Origin of the sequence: Streptomyces sp. NPDC021080 (assembly GCF_044333225.1) — a bacterium.
In the GTDB taxonomy this organism is placed as follows: domain Bacteria; phylum Actinomycetota; class Actinomycetes; order Streptomycetales; family Streptomycetaceae; genus Streptomyces.
On record NZ_JBIRQM010000003.1, the window covers coordinates 577,677 to 594,335 of the forward strand.

At 73.0% G+C, this 16,659-nt stretch carries 19 protein-coding genes; 14 read left to right on the plus strand and 5 right to left on the minus strand.

Annotated features, from left to right (window positions below):
• Window positions 1-7: 7 nt before the first annotated feature.
• From ACH4S8_RS09835 to ACH4S8_RS09860, 6 genes are read left to right on the plus strand one after another with little or no spacing between them, the layout of a single operon-like run.
• Window positions 8-919 (plus strand): NifU family protein, encoded by a 912-nt coding sequence (locus tag ACH4S8_RS09835; RefSeq protein WP_398392180.1) that lies wholly within the window; start codon window positions 8-10, stop codon window positions 917-919.
• Window positions 916-1,563: a DUF5947 family protein gene (locus ACH4S8_RS09840; protein WP_398392181.1), complete on the plus strand. Its 648-nt coding sequence runs from the start codon at window positions 916-918 to the stop codon at window positions 1,561-1,563. The genes ACH4S8_RS09835 and ACH4S8_RS09840 overlap by 4 nt, the downstream gene beginning before the upstream one ends.
• Entirely contained in the window at window positions 1,560-2,213 is a 654-nt protein-coding gene (locus ACH4S8_RS09845) for a DUF6084 family protein (protein WP_398392182.1), read from the plus strand. Before ACH4S8_RS09840 ends, ACH4S8_RS09845 begins: the two co-directional genes overlap by 4 nt.
• Window position 2,214: 1 nt before the next feature.
• Window positions 2,215-3,651: a hypothetical protein gene (locus ACH4S8_RS09850; RefSeq protein ID WP_398392183.1), complete on the plus strand. Its 1,437-nt coding sequence runs from the start codon at window positions 2,215-2,217 to the stop codon at window positions 3,649-3,651.
• The gene (locus ACH4S8_RS09855) at window positions 3,648-4,208 is read left to right on the plus strand and encodes a hydrogenase maturation protease (protein ID WP_398392184.1); all 561 of its coding nucleotides are present in this window, start codon (window positions 3,648-3,650) and stop codon (window positions 4,206-4,208) included. Before ACH4S8_RS09850 ends, ACH4S8_RS09855 begins: the two co-directional genes overlap by 4 nt.
• Before the next feature lie 17 nt (window positions 4,209-4,225).
• Entirely contained in the window at window positions 4,226-4,330 is a 105-nt protein-coding gene (locus ACH4S8_RS09860; protein ID WP_398392185.1) for a DUF6893 family small protein, read from the plus strand.
• Here the strand turns inward: ACH4S8_RS09860 and ACH4S8_RS09865 are convergent.
• Window positions 4,306-4,761, minus strand: a complete 456-nt coding sequence (locus ACH4S8_RS09865) for a helix-turn-helix transcriptional regulator (protein ID WP_398392186.1) — start codon at window positions 4,759-4,761, stop codon at window positions 4,306-4,308. The genes ACH4S8_RS09860 and ACH4S8_RS09865 overlap by 25 nt on opposite strands.
• Before the next feature lie 77 nt (window positions 4,762-4,838).
• On the opposite strand from ACH4S8_RS09865, the gene ACH4S8_RS09870 reads away from it, so the two are divergent.
• The 8 genes from ACH4S8_RS09870 to ACH4S8_RS09905 all read left to right on the plus strand — a co-directional run bounded on the left by ACH4S8_RS09870 (window position 4,839) and on the right by ACH4S8_RS09905 (window position 12,861).
• Window positions 4,839-5,276 carry a hydrogenase maturation nickel metallochaperone HypA gene (locus ACH4S8_RS09870; protein WP_398392187.1) on the plus strand — a complete coding sequence of 146 codons (438 nt, stop codon included), beginning with the start codon at window positions 4,839-4,841 and terminating at the stop codon, window positions 5,274-5,276.
• Window positions 5,260-6,051, plus strand: a complete 792-nt coding sequence (gene hypB, locus ACH4S8_RS09875) for a hydrogenase nickel incorporation protein HypB (protein ID WP_398392188.1) — start codon at window positions 5,260-5,262, stop codon at window positions 6,049-6,051. The genes ACH4S8_RS09870 and hypB overlap by 17 nt, the downstream gene beginning before the upstream one ends.
• Window positions 6,048-8,414, plus strand: a complete 2,367-nt coding sequence (gene hypF / locus ACH4S8_RS09880) for a carbamoyltransferase HypF (RefSeq protein ID WP_398392189.1) — start codon at window positions 6,048-6,050, stop codon at window positions 8,412-8,414. Before hypB ends, hypF begins: the two co-directional genes overlap by 4 nt.
• A 35-nt stretch (window positions 8,415-8,449) precedes the next feature.
• Window positions 8,450-8,788: a HypC/HybG/HupF family hydrogenase formation chaperone gene (locus tag ACH4S8_RS09885; protein ID WP_398392190.1), complete on the plus strand. Its 339-nt coding sequence runs from the start codon at window positions 8,450-8,452 to the stop codon at window positions 8,786-8,788.
• Complete coding sequence (hypD, locus tag ACH4S8_RS09890) at window positions 8,785-9,903, plus strand: hydrogenase formation protein HypD (RefSeq protein WP_398392191.1); 1,119 nt, start codon at window positions 8,785-8,787, stop codon at window positions 9,901-9,903. The genes ACH4S8_RS09885 and hypD overlap by 4 nt, the downstream gene beginning before the upstream one ends.
• A 73-nt stretch (window positions 9,904-9,976) precedes the next feature.
• A complete protein-coding gene (hypE, locus tag ACH4S8_RS09895; protein ID WP_398392371.1) occupies window positions 9,977-10,966 on the plus strand; it encodes a hydrogenase expression/formation protein HypE in 990 nt (329 codons plus the stop codon).
• 212 nt (window positions 10,967-11,178) lie between these two features.
• Window positions 11,179-11,535 (plus strand): DUF779 domain-containing protein, encoded by a 357-nt coding sequence (locus ACH4S8_RS09900; protein WP_398392192.1) that lies wholly within the window; start codon window positions 11,179-11,181, stop codon window positions 11,533-11,535.
• Between the two features lie 75 nt (window positions 11,536-11,610).
• On the plus strand, window positions 11,611-12,861 hold the full coding sequence (locus ACH4S8_RS09905) for a phosphodiester glycosidase family protein (RefSeq protein WP_398392193.1): 1,251 nt from the start codon (window positions 11,611-11,613) through the stop codon (window positions 12,859-12,861).
• Window positions 12,862-12,873: 12 nt separating this feature from the next.
• Here ACH4S8_RS09905 and ACH4S8_RS09910 read toward each other — a convergent pair whose 3' ends face one another.
• The 4 genes from ACH4S8_RS09910 to ACH4S8_RS09925 form a co-directional block, all read right to left on the minus strand.
• Complete coding sequence (locus ACH4S8_RS09910; protein ID WP_365734568.1) at window positions 12,874-13,068, minus strand: hypothetical protein; 195 nt, start codon at window positions 13,066-13,068, stop codon at window positions 12,874-12,876.
• Window positions 13,069-13,338: 270 nt separating this feature from the next.
• A complete protein-coding gene (locus ACH4S8_RS09915; protein WP_398392194.1) occupies window positions 13,339-14,445 on the minus strand; it encodes an acyl-CoA dehydrogenase family protein in 1,107 nt (368 codons plus the stop codon).
• On the minus strand, window positions 14,442-15,632 hold the full coding sequence (locus tag ACH4S8_RS09920) for an acyl-CoA dehydrogenase family protein (protein WP_398392195.1): 1,191 nt from the start codon (window positions 15,630-15,632) through the stop codon (window positions 14,442-14,444). Before ACH4S8_RS09920 ends, ACH4S8_RS09915 begins: the two co-directional genes overlap by 4 nt.
• Complete coding sequence (locus ACH4S8_RS09925) at window positions 15,629-16,606, minus strand: NADPH:quinone oxidoreductase family protein (protein WP_398392196.1); 978 nt, start codon at window positions 16,604-16,606, stop codon at window positions 15,629-15,631. The genes ACH4S8_RS09920 and ACH4S8_RS09925 overlap by 4 nt, the downstream gene beginning before the upstream one ends.
• Between the last annotated feature and the right edge of the window lie 53 nt (window positions 16,607-16,659).

Sequence of the window (16,659 nt, forward strand, 5' to 3'; positions counted from 1 at the left end):
CTTGCCGATGGCCGGACAGGAGACGGGCGAGCGGATAGGCGCGCTGCTCGACGAGCTGGCGCAGCGGGCGGGACCGGAGGCGCGCGACGTCGCGGACGAACTGGTGCGCTGCCTCATGGAGTTCTACGGCGAGGGCCTGGCCCGGACCGTACGCCTGCTGCGCTCCGCCCCGGCGGGCGCGGATCCCCTCGCCGTCCTCACCGCCGACGAACTCGTCGGCGACCTGCTGATCCTGCACGATCTGCACCCCGAGGACACGGCGACCCGGGTGGGACGGGCCCTCGACAAGGTCCGCCCCTACCTCGGCTCGCACGCAGGCGACGTGGAGGTGGCCGGGCTCGACCTGGAGACGGCCGGCGGTCCGACGCTGCGCCTGAGGCTGCGCGGCAGCTGCGACGGCTGTCCGTCCTCGACCCAGACCGTGCGCTGGACCATCGAGGAGGCGGTCGCCCGGATCGCCCCCGAGATCGCGCACATCGAGGTCGAGGGCATGGCCGACGGGAGCCCGGAGCCGGCGCTGCTCCAGATCCTGCCGCACCGCCCGGACGACGCTCCGGGTGCCCCGCCTTCGTCCGGACGAGCCGGCGAGACGGCACGCTGGTACGAACTCGGCCCGCGCTCGCTGCCGATGGACGACGGTGCCACGCGGATCACCGAGGTCGCGGGCCGCACCCTGCTGCTGGTCCGCCTGCCGGGGCAGTTGTACGCCTATCGCGACCCCTGTCCCCTGTGCGCGGCGGGCCTCGCTCCGGCGGTCCTGGACGGTGAACTGCTGCGCTGCGCGGGCTGCGGCGCCGCGTTCGACGTGCGCCGGGCCGGCCGGGGCGACGCGGGCCACCTGGATCCCGTACCGCTGCTGGAGGAGGACGGGTCGGTGCGGGTGGCACTGCCCGGCGAGCTGCTGGGGGCGGGGCCGTGACCACCGACATCCTCCGGCAGTTCACCCGCAGGCCGCCGCCCGAGGGCGAGCGCTGCGACCTGTGCGGGGAGCCGCTGCCCGCCGAGCACCGGCACATCGTCGACACCTCCCGGCGGTCCTTGAAGTGTTCGTGCCCGCCCTGCCATCTGCTCTTCGCCCGGCCGGGCGCGGGCCAGGACCGCTTCCGGGCGGTCCCGGACCGGTATCTCACCGATCCCGGGTTCGTCCTGGACGAGGCCGGCTGGAACCGGCTGCAGATCCCGGTCGCGCTCGCCTTCTTCTTCCGCAACTCCGAGCTCGGCCGGCTCGCGGCCTTCTATCCGAGCCCGGCGGGCGCCACCGAGAGCGAACTCGACCCGGCCACCTGGGACGCGGTGCTCGGCCGCAGCCGGCTGGCGGAGCTGCTGGAGCCCGACGTGGAGGCGCTGCTGCTGCACCGCGAGCGGGAGGGCACGGTGACGTGCACCCTCGTCCCGGTCGACGTCTGCTACGAACTGGTCGGGCGGATGCGGCTGCACTGGAAGGGCTTCGACGGCGGGGCCGAGGCACGCGCGGACATCGCGGAGTTCCTGGACCGGATCACGGCGGCCGCCCGGCCGCTGGAGAAGACCGGGGACGTCGAGAACTCCGGGGGCGTCCCGTGACCGATCTCCAGTTCACCTGCACCGGGGTGCGCCCCGAGCCGTACGGGGCCGGGCCCACGCTGCTGTTCGGGCTGCGCATCGAGGAGGCGGACCACCAGCCGGTGCACGCCCTCGCGCTGCGCTGCCAGATCCGTATCGAGCCCGCCGGGCGCTCGTACGAGCCGGAGGAGGTCGACATGCTGGGCGACCTGTTCGGCGAGCCGAGCCGCTGGAACAGCACGCTGAAGCCGCTGCAGTTCGCCCACGCCTCCATCACGGTCCCGGCCTTCACCGGTTCGACCGAGGTCGATCTCCCGGTGCCCTGCACCTACGACACCGAGGTCGCGTCGGCCTCGTACTTCCGCGCGCTGTCCCGCGGCGAGGTGCCGCTGCTCCTGCTCTTCTCCGGCACGGTGTTCACCGGCCGGGACGGCTTCCGGGCCGAGCCGGTGCCCTGGCACAAGGAGACGTCGTACCGGATGCCGGTGGACGTGTGGCGGAACATGATCGAGCAGTACTTCCCCAACTCGGGCTGGCTGCGCGTCCGGCTGGACGTGCTCGACGCGCTGCGCCGCTACCGGTCCGCGCACGCGCTGCCGTCCTGGGAGCGGGTCTTCGACGAACTCCTCGCCACCGCCGACGCGAAGGCCGACGCGAAGGGGGCCGACTGAGATGAGCAATCCCCTGGAGGACCGCTTCGAGCAGGCCCGCACGGTGGCGGACGCCGTCCTGTTCGAGGGATATGTCCTCTACCCCTACCGCGCCTCCGCCGCGAAGAACCAGCTGCGCTGGCAGTTCGGCGTCCTGGTGCCGCCCGCCTGGACCGCCACGACCGGAGAACACTCCGTCCAGCGCACCGAATGCCTGCTGGAACCCCGCACGGGCGACCGGCTCCACGCCGAACTGCGCTTCCTGCACGTCCGGCGGCGCACCGTCGAGCGGCTCGACGCCGATGGAAGCTACACAGAGGTCCCCGAACTCGACCTGCCCGACCGGGTGTTGGTTCCCTGGGACGAGGGACACGAGGAACGCGTCCTGATCCATGAATCGCTCGCGGAACTGACGGGTGACCAAGCCTCGGTGCACGCCGTACGGTTCGACCTCCCCGACAGCGTCGAGTACGAGCCGGTCACCGACGCCGAGGGCCGCACGCTCGGCCGTCTCGTGCGGCGCCGGAAGCGGCTGACGGGCGAACTGCGTCCCAGAGTCGAGGAGTTGCCGGGACCGTACCGGGTGCTGCGGCTGACGGTGAGCGTGCACAACACCACCACCGCCCCCAAGGACGCCCCCCTCGACCGCGAGACCGCCCTCGCCCACAGCCTGATCGGCACCCATCTGCTGTTCGGCGTTCCCGGGGGACGGTTCCTGTCGCTGACGGACCCTCCCGAGTGGGCCCGTCCGGCCGCCGCGAGCTGTCAGAACGACCGCACCTGGCCCGTCCTCGCGGGCCCGCCCGGCGCGGACGAGGTCATGCTGTCCTCGCCGATCATCCTGGAGGACCATCCCGCCGTCGCCGAGGAGAGCCCGGGGCCCCTCTACGACGCCACCGAGATCGACGAGATCCTGTCCCTGCGCACGGCCGCGCTCACCGACCGGGAGAAGCGTGAGGCCCGCGGCACGGACGCCCGCGCCGCCGGGGTCGTCGACCTGGTCGACGCCATGCCGGACGCGGTGCGCGAGCGTCTGCACGGGGCGATCCGGGGACTGCGCGAGATCACCGGCGACGACGCGGCGGGCGAGGCGCTCCCCGCCGCCCCCGACACCGGCCCGAGTCTGCCTCGGGGCCCGGGGCATCCCTGGTGGGACCCGGCCGAGGAGGCCGGGGCCGCCGAGGTGCCCACCGCCGTCGTCATCGACGGCGCGACGGTACGGGCCGGCAGCAGGGTCAGGCTCACCCCCGGCGCCCGGCGCTCCGACGCCCAGGACGCCTTCCTGCACGGCCGGCACGCCACGGTCGAGGCCGTGGTCGGCGACCTCGACGGCGAGACGCATCTCGCCGTCGTCGTGGACGACGACCCCGGCACCGACGTGCGCCGGGCCCAGGGCCGCTTCCTGTACTTCAAGCCCGACGAGGTGGCCCCGCTGACGGAGCAGGAGGAGGCGACATGACCGGATCCGGTCGCACCGGCCCGTCCGGGCCGGCCGAAGGGCGCGGGACCGGCCGGGTCCTGGTCGCCGGGGTCGGCAACGTGTTCCTGCGGGACGACGGGTTCGGCGTGGAGACCGTACGGCGGCTCACCGCCCGGGCACCCGAACTGCCGCCCGGCGTCGAGCTGATGGACGCCGGCATCCGCGGGGTGCACCTCGCCTACCGGCTGCTGGAGGGCTACCGGACGCTCGTGCTCGTGGACATCGTCAGCCGCGACGGCCCGCCGGGCACGCTCTACACGATCGACGTCGGCCCCGGACCCCCCGCGGCAGGCCCCGGACCGGGCCCACTGGACACGCACGCCATGGACCCCGCCACCGTGCTGGCCCTGCTGCACGATCTGCACGCCGGCGCGGGCGGCACCCTCCCCGAGGAGGTGTACGTCATCGGCTGCGAACCCGGCGCCACCGACGAGGGCATGGGCCTGACTCCCCCGGTGGCCGGTGCCGTGGACGCCGCCGCCGACCTGGTGCTCGGCCTGGTACGCCGCGCCACCTCCGTACCCCAGAGGAGCTGACCGAGATGGAGGCAAGGATGGAATGGCAATGGGTCGGCGTCGCCGCGGGCCTCGTACTGGCCTACGGAGTCGCGAGGAACCTGTCGGACATCCGCCGCTACTTGCGCATGCGGCGCATGTGATCCGGCGGACGTGAATGATCGGGCGGACGCGCGTGATCCGGCGGACGCGCGCCGGCGCGCGGGCCCCCGCCGTCGCGCCCCGCGCGGCCGCCGACGTCCTCGAGCTGCACGTACCGCTCCAGGAAGAGATGCAGGGTGCCGTGGAGTTCCCCCAGGCGCACGAACCACAGGGCGAGGTTCATGGCGCCCTGCTGGGTGATCGCGTAGACACGACGCGCGGGGCCGCTCTCCGAGGCGCGCCAGTGCGAGGTGACCTCGCCACTGCCCTCCATGCCCCGCAGCAGCCGGTACACATGCGCCTGGTCCGCGTCGCCGCAGCCGAAAGCGCCCAGGCGCTGCACCAGTTCATAGCCATGACCTTGGCGTTCGGCCAGCAACAGGAGCAGCACCGGGGTGAGCAGAGCGCGCCGCTCGGCCTCTTGCCCGGTCATCGTGGTCTCAGGGTAACCAGGCATGCGCGCGCCGCACGTCCGGGCGCGGCGGCACCCGGCGGCGGGAGGTGAGGTCCGTGCACGAGCTGTCGATCGCGGTCGCGGTCGTCGAACAGGTCGAGGAGGCCGTGCGGGAACAGGGCCGCGCGGTCGCGTCGCTGACCCTGCGGATCGGCGAGCTGGCGGGGGTGGTGCCCGAGGCGCTGGACTTCTCGTTCGGGCTCGCGGCGGAGGGCACCGCGCTGGCGGGGGCACGGCTGCTGATCGAGACTGTGGAAGCACGGGGCCGCTGCGAGGGCTGCGGCCGCGAGGCGGCGACCGGGATGCCACCGGTGCTGTGGTGCGCCGGGTGCGGGGCGCCGCTGACCCTGCTCGGCGGCCGGGAGCTGGAGATCGTCCGGGTGACGCTGGCCGACGGGCCCCTGAACGGCAAAGACGCGGACGACGGGTCTCGGCCCGCGCCGTCCGGGCCACCGGTACGCGACGAGGAGGCGAGCCATGTGCCGCACCGTTGACCTGCATCAGGCCGTGCTCGCCAAGAACGACGAGAACGCGCTGGCCCTGCGGGGCTATCTGGGTGACCGCGGCACCGTGGCGGTGAATCTGCTGTCCAGTCCGGGCAGCGGCAAGACGGCTCTGCTCGAACAGCTGCTCGCGCGCGCCGTGGCGGGTGGCACCCCCGCCGCCGCCGTCACCGCCGACCTGGCGACCGAGAACGACGCGACCCGGCTGGCCCGGTCCGGCGCACCGGTGCGGCAGATCCTCACCGACGGGCTGTGCCATCTGGAGGCGGGCATGCTCCAGCGGCGGCTGGAGGGCTGGCTGCCCGAGGGCACCCGGCTGCTGTTCGTCGAGAACGTCGGCAATCTCGTCTGCCCCGCCTCCTACGACCTCGGGGAGACCCTGCGCATCGCGCTCGCGTCGGTGACCGAGGGCGAGGACAAGCCGGTCAAGTACCCGACCGCCTTCGGGCTCGCGCATCTCGTCGTGATCACCAAGACCGACATCGCGGACGCCGTCGACTTCGACCGGGAGGCGTTCCTGCGGGGTGTCCGGCAGGTCAATCCCGGGGTGCCGGTGCTGGAGACCTCGGCCCGCACCGGCCAGGGGGTCGACGCCCTGCTGGCTCACGTCCTGCGCTGCGCGGCCGGAGAGGAGACCCACGTACCGGTACTGGCGCGGCAGCACGAGCGCTACCTGCACAGCCACGAGAACGGCCACGAGCACCCGCCGGCGGACGGGCACACCGACGGGCACGCGCACCCCGGCGTGCGGGGACAGGCCCGGTGAACCGGTCCCCCGGGCGCGAGCGCCGGCGCGTCGTCGTCACGGGCGTGGTCCAGGGAGTGGGGTTCCGGCCGTTCGTGTACACCCTCGCGGAGGAACTCGGGCTGACCGGCTGGGTCACCAACAACGCGCGGGGCGTCGAGGCCGAGGTGGAGGGCCCGGCCGCCGGCGTGGCGGAGTTCTGCGCGCGGATCGGGACGCGGCCGCCGCCGCTCGCGGTCGTCGAGTCGGTCGAGCACGAGGCCGTGCCCCTGGAGAACGACGGCTCGGTGTTCACCATCCGCCCCTCCTCCGGCGGCCCGGGCCGCACCCTGGTCTCCCCGGACACCGCGACCTGCGACGCCTGTCTGAGCGAACTCGCGGACCCCGCCGACCGGCGCTACCGGCACCCCTTCATCACCTGTACGCACTGCGGTCCGCGGTTCACCATCGTCACCTCGCTGCCGTACGACCGGGCCGGCACCACCATGGCGGACTTCCCGATGTGCGCGGACTGCGCCCGTGAGTACGCGGACCCGGCCGACCGGCGCTTCCACGCCCAGCCGATCGCGTGTCCCGCCTGCGGTCCCCGGCTCACGCTGCGCACCGGGGCGGACGATCCGGGCGAGCTGCGGGGCGCGGAGGCGCTCGCCGAGGCCCGCCGGCTGCTGGCCGAGGGCGCCGTCGTCGCGGTCAAGGGGATCGGCGGCTACCACCTGGCGTGCGACGCGGGTGATCCCGCGGCCGTGCGCACCCTGCGCAAGCGCAAGAACCGCGGCGGCAAGCCGTTCGCGGTGCTCGCCGGTTCGCTGGAGACCGTCCGGCGACTGGCCCGTGTCGGGCCCGAGGAGCGGGAGTTGCTCCTCGGGCCGCGCAAGCCGGTGGTCCTGCTGCGGCGGCGGGCGGGGGCCGGCGACGAGATCGCCCCGGGAGTCGCCCCGGGCAGCCCCGACCTCGGCTTCATGCTCCCGTACACACCGGTGCACCGGCTGCTGCTCGGTCTGCCCGGTGATCCGCCGGGCCCGGCCGTCCTCGTGATGACCAGCGGGAACCGCTCGGGCGAACCCATCGTCACCGACGACGCCGAGGCGCTGACCCGGCTGGCCGGGCTCGCCGACGCCTGGCTCGCCCACGACCGGACCGTCCACGTGCCCTGTGACGACTCGGTGGTCCGGGTGTGCGCGGGAGCCGAGCTCCCGGTGCGCCGGTCGCGCGGTTACGCCCCCTTCCCGATCGCCCTGCCGGTGCCGGTGGTCCCGGCCCTGGCCGTGGGCGGGGACCTCAAGAACACCTTCTGCGCCGGGGACGGCCGCTACGCGTGGCTGTCCGCGCACGTGGGGGACATGGACGACCTGGCCACCCTGAACGCCTTCGAGCGGGCCACCGGCCATCTGACGGACCTCACCGCCGTCGCGCCGCGTCTGCTCGTCGCCGACCGGCATCCCGGCTACCGCGCCACCCAGTGGGCACGGCGCACCGCCGAGGCCCGCGGACTGACACTGCGCCAGGTGCAGCACCACCACGCCCATGTCGCCTCGGCGATGGCCGAGCACGGTCTCGACGGTTCGGCTCCGGTGATCGGGATCGCCTTCGACGGGACCGGATACGGCGACGACGGTGCCGTATGGGGCGGTGAGGTGCTGCTCGCCGACTACGACGGATACCGGCGGTTCGCCCATCTGGCCTATGTCCCGCTGCCGGGCGGCGACGCGGCCGTACGCAACCCCTACCGGATGGCCCTGTCGCATCTGCGGGCCGCGGGACTGCCCTGGAGCGACGAGCTGCCGTGCGCGGCGGCGGCCACACCGGAGGAGCGGCGGCTGCTCGAACGGCAGCTGGAACGCGGCCTCAACTGCGTTCCCACGTCCAGCATGGGACGCCTCTTCGACGCGGTGTCCTCGCTCTCGGGCGTCTGCCACCGGGTGGAGTACGAGGCGCAGGCGGCGATGGAGCTGGAGAACGCGGCGCTCGACGACCTGACGGGACCGCTCGCCGACGACGAGCGGAACGACGCGTACCGGTTCATGCTGAGAGCGGTCCGTCAGGGCCCCGGGGTGCCGCTGATCGCCGATCCGGCGCCGGTCCTGGCTGCCGCCGTCGCGGACGTCAGGGCCGGTGTCACGGCCGGTCCTGTGGCCCGCCGGTTCCACCGGGCCGTGACCGGCCTGGTCCTGGAGGTGTGCACGGTGGCACGGAAAAGGACCGGCATCGACACGGTCGCCCTCAGCGGCGGGGTGTTCTGCAACGCCCTGCTGACCGAGGGCTGCGGCGCCGTCCTGGAACACCGCGGCTTCACCGTGCTGAGGCACCACAGGGTTCCCCCCAACGACGGCGGTCTGGCCCTCGGCCAGCTGATCGTCGCCGCCCGGTCGCTGGACTTCGACTAGCGCGACGGAGCGCACGAGCGAGGCAGGAGCAAGTCATGTGTCTGGCCGTACCCGGCCGAGTGCTGGAGATCGAGGAACGCGACGCGACGCGGATGGCCAAGGTGGACTTCGGCGGTGTCGTCAAGGACGTGTGTCTGGAGTACGTGCCGGACATGAAGGTCGGTGACTACGCCATCGTCCATGTGGGATTCGCGTTGCAGCAGCTGGACGAGGAGTCGGCCAGGCAGACCCTGGAACTCTTCGAGAACCTCGGGGTGCTGGAGGAGGAGTTCGGCGACGCCTGGGGCAGGGCCGCCCGGGACGCCGGCGCCGAACGCCCCGCAGGAACCGGACTTCCGCCCCTAAAGGGCGCCGAGAAGGAGGCGCGGTCATGAAGTACCTGGACGAGTTCAGCGATCCGGTTCTCGCCAAGCGGCTCTTCGACGACATCAGGGCGGTCACCACCCGGCCCTGGTCTCTCATGGAGGTCTGCGGCGGCCAGACGCACTCGATCATCCGCCACGGCATCGACCAGCTCCTGCCCGAGGAGATCCAGTTGATCCACGGGCCGGGCTGTCCGGTCTGCGTGACCCCGCTGGAGATCATCGACAAGGCGCTGGAGATCGCCTCCCGGCCCGACGTGATCTTCTGCTCGTTCGGCGACATGCTGCGCGTGCCCGGCAGCGGACGCGACCTGTTCAAGGTCAAGAGCGAGGGCGCGGACGTCCGGGTCGTGTACTCGCCGCTGGACGCGCTGAAGATCGCTCAGGAGAACCCCGACCGGCAGGTCGTGTTCTTCGGCATCGGCTTCGAGACCACGGCGCCGCCCAACGCGATGACCGTGTACCAGGCCAAGAAGCTGGGCATCCCCAACTTCAGCCTGCTGGTCTCGCACGTCAAGGTGCCGCCGGCCATCGACGCGATCATGAACTCGCCGGACTGCCGGGTGCAGGCGTTCCTCGCCGCCGGGCACGTCTGCACGGTGATGGGCACGGCCGAGTACCCCGAACTCGCCGAGCGGCACCGGGTGCCGATCATCGTGACGGGCTTCGAGCCGCTCGACATCCTGGAGGGCATCCGCCGCGCGGTGATCCAGCTGGAGGCGGGGCAGCACACCGTGGAGAACGCCTATCCGCGCGCGGTGCAGCCCGAGGGAAGCCCGGCGGCGCGGGCCATGCTCTCCGACGTCTTCGAGGTGACCGACCGGGCCTGGCGCGGGATCGGCACGATTCCGCTCAGCGGCTGGCGGCTGTCGCCCAAGTACCGGGACTACGACGCCGAGCACCGCTTCTCGGTGACGGGCATCGAGACGGAGGAGTCGACCGTCTGCCGCAGCGGCGAGGTGCTCCAGGGCCTCATCAAGCCGCACGAGTGCGCCGCCTTCGGCAAGGAGTGCACCCCGCGCAATCCGCTGGGCGCGACCATGGTCTCCAGCGAGGGCGCGTGCGCCGCGTACTACCTCTACCGGCGGCTGGAGAGCCCGGACAAGGAGGCGAGTTCCGTTGGCTGACTCGGCATACGCTCCGGTCGACTTCTCCTCCTGGACCTGCCCGGCGCCGCTGCGCGACCACGACAGGATCGTGATGGGGCACGGCGGCGGCGGCACGCTCTCCGCCGAGCTGGTGGAGCACCTGTTCGCGCCCGCCTTCGGGAACACGGTGCTCGCCGAACTCGGCGACGCGGCCCATCTGCTGATGGGCGGTGCCCGGCTCGCCTTCTCCACCGACTCCTTCGTCGTACGGCCGCTGTTCTTCCCCGGCGGCAGCATCGGCGACCTCGCCGTCAACGGCACGGTCAACGACCTGGCCATGGCGGGAGCGGTGCCGGCCTATCTCTCCTGCGGGTTCATCCTGGAGGAGGGTGTCGAGCTGTCCGTCGTGGGACGCGTGGCCGAGGCGATGGGCGAGGCGGCCCGGACGGCCGGGGTGCTGGTCGCGACCGGCGACACCAAGGTCGTCGACGCCGGTCACGGCGACGGCGTCTTCATCAACACCGCCGGGATCGGCCTGATCCCGGACGGCGTCGACATCCGCCCGCAGCGCGCGGCCCCGGGTGACGTGGTGCTGGTCAGCGGGCCGATCGGCGTGCACGGAGTGGCGATCATGAGCGTGCGGGAGGGTCTTGAGTTCGGCGTCGAGATCCAGAGCGACACCGCGTCGCTGGCCTCTCTGGTCGCGGACATGCTGGCCGTCTGCCCGGATCTGCACGTGCTGCGCGATCCGACCCGCGGCGGGCTGGCCACCTCGCTGAACGAGATCGCCGCGGCGGCGCGGGTCGGCATCCGGCTCGACGAGCGGTCCCTGCCCGTCCCGGAGACGGTCGCCAACGCCTGCGCCTTCCTGGGCCTCGACCCGCTGTACGTGGCCAACGAGGGCAAGCTGGTGGCGTTCGTGGCGGCCGAGCACGCCGACGCCGTGCTCGCGGCGATGCGGGCCCACCCGCTGGGCAAGGAGTCCGTGGCGATCGGACACTGCGTCCCCGACCACCCCGGCATGGTGGTCGCGGCCACCGGTCTGGGCGGCACCCGGGTGGTGGACATGCCGCTCGGGGAACAGCTGCCGCGCATCTGCTGACCCACCGCGCCCACGGCGGCGGCTGACACCCCGTCGGCCGGTACCGCGTCGGCAGGCACGATCGCTCCCGAGGCCGGTCCCCGGTGACGACCCGCATCACGCGGGTGTCACCGGGGACCGGCCTCTCGTGTGTCCGGGGTGTGCAACCCTCTCGCAACGTCCGGGGTGGTCGGCTGGTGCGCGACAGCCGTGAGACCCGAGGGGGAGAGCCGATGGACGCCGTCCCGCGCGTGGAGCTGACGCCCGATGCCGCCGAACTGCTGAGGCGGCTGCGGACCCTGCACGGACCGCTGATGTTCCATCAGTCGGGCGGCTGCTGCGACGGCAGCGCGCCCATGTGCTACCCGGACGGCGAGTTCCGCACCGGCGGTTCCGACGTCCTGCTGGCCGAGCTGGAGGTCGAGGGCGTCGAGGAGCCGGTCTCCTTCTGGATGTCGAAGAGCCAGTACGAGCTGTGGAGTCACACGCGGCTCATCGTGGACGTCGTCGCGGGCCGTGGCAGCGGCTTCTCCCTGGAAGCACCCGAAGGAGTGCGTTTTCTGATCCGTTCCCGCGTCGTCGGCGCCTAGCCACCGCCCCGGGTCCCCGTCTCTGATGCAATTCCCCTGAGTCCTGGCAGAGTTGACGAGACATCAGGGGGCACGGTGACGCGTCTTGGCAGACGGTTCAGAACGGCACTGACGGTCTTCACGGCAAGCGGGGCGCTGGCCGGTGCGGCCCTGACGGGGGCGGCACCGGCCAGCGGCGCGGACGGCGCGACCCGCGTCGCGGACGGCCCGACCCGCATCGCGCCCGGTGTCATGTACACCCAGCTGGACATCCCGGCGGTCAAGGGGGTGGCGCACGCGCACGTACTGACCGTCGATCTGCGCAATCCCCATGTGCGCGTCGACCTCCTCTACCCCGGGGCCGTGGCGTCCCGGGCGCCCGTGTCCCGACTGGCCGATTCCCGGGGCGCCGTCGCGGGGGTGAACGGCGACTTCTTCGACATCACGGAGACGCAGCATCCCGGTGTCGAGGCGACGGGCGCGACGGTGGGTCCGGCGATCGCGGGCGGCCACGGTCTCAAGGCGGCGGTGCCCGAGGGCCAGCGGTTCGGACCGGCACTGCCGCCCGGCACGAGCACCGAGGACGTGTTCGGGGTGGGCGTCGACCGCCGGGCCCGGCTGGACAGCGTGGCCCTCGACGGGTCCGTGCGCAGCCCCGAGGGCACCTGGCGGCTCGGCGGGTTCAACCAGTACGCGCTCCCGACCGGATCCGTCGGCGCGTTCACCGCGGACTGGGGCAGCGCCTCGCGGGTCCGGGCGACCTGCGGTACGGACACGGACCGGGCCGCGCCGTGCAGCGCCGACACCTACGAGGTGACACTCCGCCACGGCCGGGTCGTGTCCACCGCCGGGGCTCCGGGAAGCGGGCCCATCGCCCGGGGCACCACCGTGCTGGTCGGCCGCGAGACGGGCGCCCGACGGCTGCGGAAGCTGTCCCTGGGCGAACGGGTCGGGGTACGGCACCGGCTGGTCGCGAAGTCCTCCCGGGTGCCCTACCGGTTCGCGATCGGCGGCTATCCGATGATGACCGCCGGGGTGCCGCTGCCGGGTCTGGACGACAAGACCTCGGCGGTACGCACCGCGGTGGGCCTCTCCGACCACGGGCGCCGGATCCAGCTCCTCGCCCTGGACGGCGCGCCGAGGTTCCGCGTCGGGCTCACCATCGCCGAGGTCACCCGGACCATGAAGGGGCTGGGGGCGAAGGACGCCTTCAGCCTGGACGGCGGCGGATCCACGACGATGGTCGCCCGGCAGGCGGGGGCGGACGCGGTCAGCGTCCTCAACCATCCGAGCGGCGGCGCCGAGCGTCCCGTCCCCAACGGCATCGGGGTGTTCGCGGGCCCCTGACGCCGCGGCCGGTCAGGGCGTCAGGCTGCCCACGATGTCGGCCGTCGCGGTGAGACCGCTGTGGATGGTCGGGGCCATGCTCGTGCTGGCCAGCAGGAACCCGAGCAGGGCGCACACCAGGGCGTGGGAGATCTTCAGCCCTCCGTTGCGCAGGAAGATCACCGCCAGCACCAGGAGAAACAGCACCGCAGAGATGGAAATGGCCATCGTCAACCTCCTCCGCCACGTCCGCTTCGCGGCGTTCGGCCGCAAGTGTGGCGTAGCGGAGGCTTCGTCCGGGCGGCTGACATGTCCCCCGATCGGGTGGTCTTCTTCCGGCGGCCGGGGGCGTCCGGGAACGTTTCGAAACCGCCCAGGTCAACGGTGTCGGGAGGGTCGGCGGCGTCCGGGAAACGGACCCCCTCGCCCTCGCTCGCGACCCGCGCACGGGAAGAGCCCGTCCCGGTCAGGTGGGACGGGCTCTTCCCGGCTCGGTGGTCAGGGAGCCTGCAGGTCGACCAGTCCGGCCAGGGCCTCGCGGTGCGCGCCCGCCGTGCCGTAGGCGATCGAGTCGGCCTTGGCGCGCTTGAGGTAGAGGTGCGCCGGGTGCTCCCAGGTCATGCCGATGCCGCCGTGCAACTGGAGCGCCTCCTCCGCGGCGTGCACGGCGACGGGTGCCGCGTACGCCTGGGCGACGGCGACCGCCACGTCGCTGTCCGGACTGCCGGTGGCCAGCGCGTCGGCGGCGTTCCGGGCCGCGGCACGGGTGCCCACGACCTCCAGCCACACCTGGGCCAGCCGGTGCTTGAGCGCCTGGAATCCGCCGACCGGCCGGTTGAACTGCTTGCGTTCCTTGAGGTAGCGGACCGTCTCCGTCAGCGAGTGGTCGGCGATCCCGAGCTGCTCGGAGGCGAGCAGTCCGGCACCGGCCCGCAGCGCCCGCCGTACGGCGCCTGCCGCGTCCGTGGTGAGCGGCCGCGCGGGCGCCGCGTCGAAGCCGATCCGGGCGAGCGGCCGGGTCTGGTCGAGGCTGACCTGCGGGACGACGGTGACGGCGTCCGCGGCGACGGCGTACAGGGCGCCGTCCTCGGCCGGGACCAGCAGGACGTCGGCGGCGGCCGCGTCCGCGATGCCCGTCAACTCCCCGTGCAGGGAGCCGTTCTCCAGACGGACGGTGCGGTGGGCGGTTCCCGGTCCGGCGTTCAGCGCGACGGCGAGGACGCCCACGGTCCGGCCGGAGGCGAGCGCGGCCAGGAGTTCGTCCGCGACGGACCCGTCGCAGGCCAGCAGTGCCTCGGTCGCGACCACGGCGCTCGTCAGATACGGCACGGGAGCGACGGCGCGGCCCAACTCCTCCAGGACCACGGCGGCTTCGCGGTGCGTGGCACCCTGGCCGCCCCGCTCCTCGGGCACCAGCAGGCCGGCGAGGCCCATGCCCTCCGTGAGGGCCTTCCACAGCTCGAGGTCGTGCGGAGTGCCCGACTCGCTGCGGGTGATGACGTCCGCCGCCGCGCAGCGGTCGGTGAGGAGGTCGCGGACGGCGGCGCGCAGCGCCTCTTCCTCCTCGGTGTAGAGCAGATCGGGCTCGGTGCTCACCTGGCTCATCGGGCGAGGTCCTTCCATGCGACGTCCTTGTCGGTGCGCGGCTCGGACGGCAGGCCGAGGACGCGTTCGGCGACGATGTTCAGCAGGACCTCGCTGGTCCCGCCCTCGATGCTGTTGCCCTTGGAGCGCAGGTAGCGGTATCCGGCGTCCCGGCCGGTGAAGTCGACGAGTTCCGGCCGGCGCATCGTCCAGTCCTCGTACAACAGGCCTTTCTCGCCGAGGAGTTCGACCTCGAGACCGCTGATCTCCTGGTTCAGCCGGGCGAAGCCGAGCTTCATGCCGGCTCCCTCGTGGCCCGGCTGGCCCAGGGCGAGCTGCTGGCGCAGCCGTTCGCCGGAGAGGCGGGCGACCTCGGCCTCGACCCACAGCCGCAGCAGCCGCTGGTGCGTGTCGTGGGTGCGCAGTTCGGGCCGCTCGCGCCAGGTCTTCGCGACCGGGCCGATCATGCCGCCCTCACGCGGGATGCGCATGCCGCCGATGGAGACGCGTTCGTTCATCAGGGTGGTCTGCGCGACCCGCCAGCCGTCGCCGACGTCACCGAGGCGGTGGGCGTCGGGGATGCGGACGTCGGTGAGGAAGACCTCGTTGAACTCGGCCTCGCCGGTGATCTGCCGCAGCGGCCGCACCTCGACACCGGGGTCGGTCATGTCGCAGATGAAGTACGTGATGCCCCGGTGCTTGGGCACGTCCGGGTCGGTGCGGGCGATGAGGATGGCCCAGCGGGCGAGGTGGGCGCTGGAGGTCCACACCTTCTGCCCGTTGACCACCCACTCGCCGCCTTCGCCTTCCGCGCGGACCGCGCGGGTGCCGAGCGCGGCGAGGTCCGAACCGGCGCCGGGCTCGCTGAAGAGCTGGCACCACACCTCCTCGCCGACCCACAGGGGCCGCAGGAAGCGCCGCTTCTGCTCCTCGGTGCCGAAGCCGAGGATGGTCGGGGCGGCCATGCCGAGGCCGATGCCGATCCGCCGGGGGTCGTTGTCGGGCGCGCCCGCGGCCGCCAGTTCGGCGTCCACGACGGCCTGGAGGCTGCGCGGGGCACCGAGTCCGCCGAGGCCCTCGGGGTAGTGCACCCAGGCGAGCCCGGCGTCGAAGCGGGCCCGCAGGAAGTCCAGCCGGTCCGTCTCCCCGGGCGGGTAGGCAGCCAGCAACTCCTGGGTGCGGCGGCGCAGTTCGGCTGCGTCGGTCATACGGCGGCTCCGTTCTGAAGTGTGGGCACCACGGCGATCCGCCCGGTGGTGACTCCGTCGGCGACCCGCTGCACGGCGGCGGCGGCCCCGCCCAGCGGCACCCGCTCGCTCACCAGCGGCTTGATCGCGCCCCGTGCGGCCAGTTCGGTGAGCTGCTCGTGGCAGTGCAGGACGAGCTTCGGGTTCTTGGTGTTGTACAGGCCCCAGTGGAGGCCGAGGATCGCGTAGTTCTTGACGAGGGCGTGGTTCAGCGCGGGGCTCGGGATCGAGCCGCTCGCGAAGCCGACGACCACGATCCGGCCCTCGAAGGCGACGACCTTCGTGGACTGGGTGTAGGCCTCGCCGCCCACGGGGTCGTAGATCACGTCCGCGCCGCGTCCGCCGGTCGCCTCCTTGACGGCGCCGATCACGTCCTCGGCGCGCCGGTCGATCACCACGTCGCAGCCCAGTTCGCGTGCGGCCGCGGCCTTGTCGGCACCGCCCACGACACCGATGACCCGCGCGCCCGCCGCCTTTCCGAGCTGGACGGCGGCACTGCCGACTCCTCCGGCGGCCGCGTGGACGAGCAGCGTCTCACCGGCCTCCAGGCGGGCCCGGCGGTGCAGGCCGAACCAGCCGGTCTGGTAGCCGATGTGCAGGGCGGCGGCCTCGGCGTCGTCGAGGGCGTCGGGTGCCGGCAGCAGGGCGGCGGCGTCCGCGACCGCGTACTCGGCGAAGCCGCCGTAGGGCAGCGCGGGGTTGGCGATCACCCGGCGGCCGTCCTCGGTCTCGCCGCAGATCTCCACTCCGGGGGTGAACGGCAGCGGCGGCCTGACCTGGTACTGGCCGCGGCACATCAGCGCGTCCGGGAAGTTGATGTTCGCGGCGCGCACCTTGAGCAGGACCTGGCCGTCACCGGGCGTCGGCCGGTCCACCTCCACCAGGCGCATCGCCTCCGCGGGCTCGCCGTTCTGGTGCACTTGCCATGCCTGCATGCGGGGCCTCCAGGGGGACTGTGTCGGCTGACCGGGGTCCTTCGCATACTAAG

Excerpts from the sequence above, each read along its gene's own strand:
- ACH4S8_RS09835 (WP_398392180.1), top strand. The coding sequence starts at position 8 with ATGGCCGGACAGGAGACGGGCGAGCGGATAGGCGCGCTGCTCGACGAG.
- ACH4S8_RS09850 (WP_398392183.1), top strand. The coding sequence starts at position 2,215 with ATGAGCAATCCCCTGGAGGACCGCTTCGAGCAGGCCCGCACGGTGGCG.
- ACH4S8_RS09855 (WP_398392184.1), top strand. The coding sequence starts at position 3,648 with ATGACCGGATCCGGTCGCACCGGCCCGTCCGGGCCGGCCGAAGGGCGC.
- ACH4S8_RS09860 (WP_398392185.1), top strand. The coding sequence starts at position 4,226 with ATGGAATGGCAATGGGTCGGCGTCGCCGCGGGCCTCGTACTGGCCTAC.
- ACH4S8_RS09865 (WP_398392186.1), bottom strand. The coding sequence starts at position 4,761 with ATGACCGGGCAAGAGGCCGAGCGGCGCGCTCTGCTCACCCCGGTGCTG.
- hypB (WP_398392188.1), top strand. The coding sequence starts at position 5,260 with ATGTGCCGCACCGTTGACCTGCATCAGGCCGTGCTCGCCAAGAACGAC.
- ACH4S8_RS09885 (WP_398392190.1), top strand. The coding sequence starts at position 8,450 with ATGTGTCTGGCCGTACCCGGCCGAGTGCTGGAGATCGAGGAACGCGAC.
- hypD (WP_398392191.1), top strand. The coding sequence starts at position 8,785 with ATGAAGTACCTGGACGAGTTCAGCGATCCGGTTCTCGCCAAGCGGCTC.
- hypE (WP_398392371.1), top strand. The coding sequence starts at position 9,977 with ATGGGGCACGGCGGCGGCGGCACGCTCTCCGCCGAGCTGGTGGAGCAC.
- ACH4S8_RS09900 (WP_398392192.1), top strand. The coding sequence starts at position 11,179 with ATGGACGCCGTCCCGCGCGTGGAGCTGACGCCCGATGCCGCCGAACTG.
- ACH4S8_RS09910 (WP_365734568.1), bottom strand. The coding sequence starts at position 13,068 with ATGGCCATTTCCATCTCTGCGGTGCTGTTTCTCCTGGTGCTGGCGGTG.
- ACH4S8_RS09915 (WP_398392194.1), bottom strand. The coding sequence starts at position 14,445 with ATGAGCCAGGTGAGCACCGAGCCCGATCTGCTCTACACCGAGGAGGAA.
- ACH4S8_RS09920 (WP_398392195.1), bottom strand. The coding sequence starts at position 15,632 with ATGACCGACGCAGCCGAACTGCGCCGCCGCACCCAGGAGTTGCTGGCT.
- ACH4S8_RS09925 (WP_398392196.1), bottom strand. The coding sequence starts at position 16,606 with ATGCAGGCATGGCAAGTGCACCAGAACGGCGAGCCCGCGGAGGCGATG.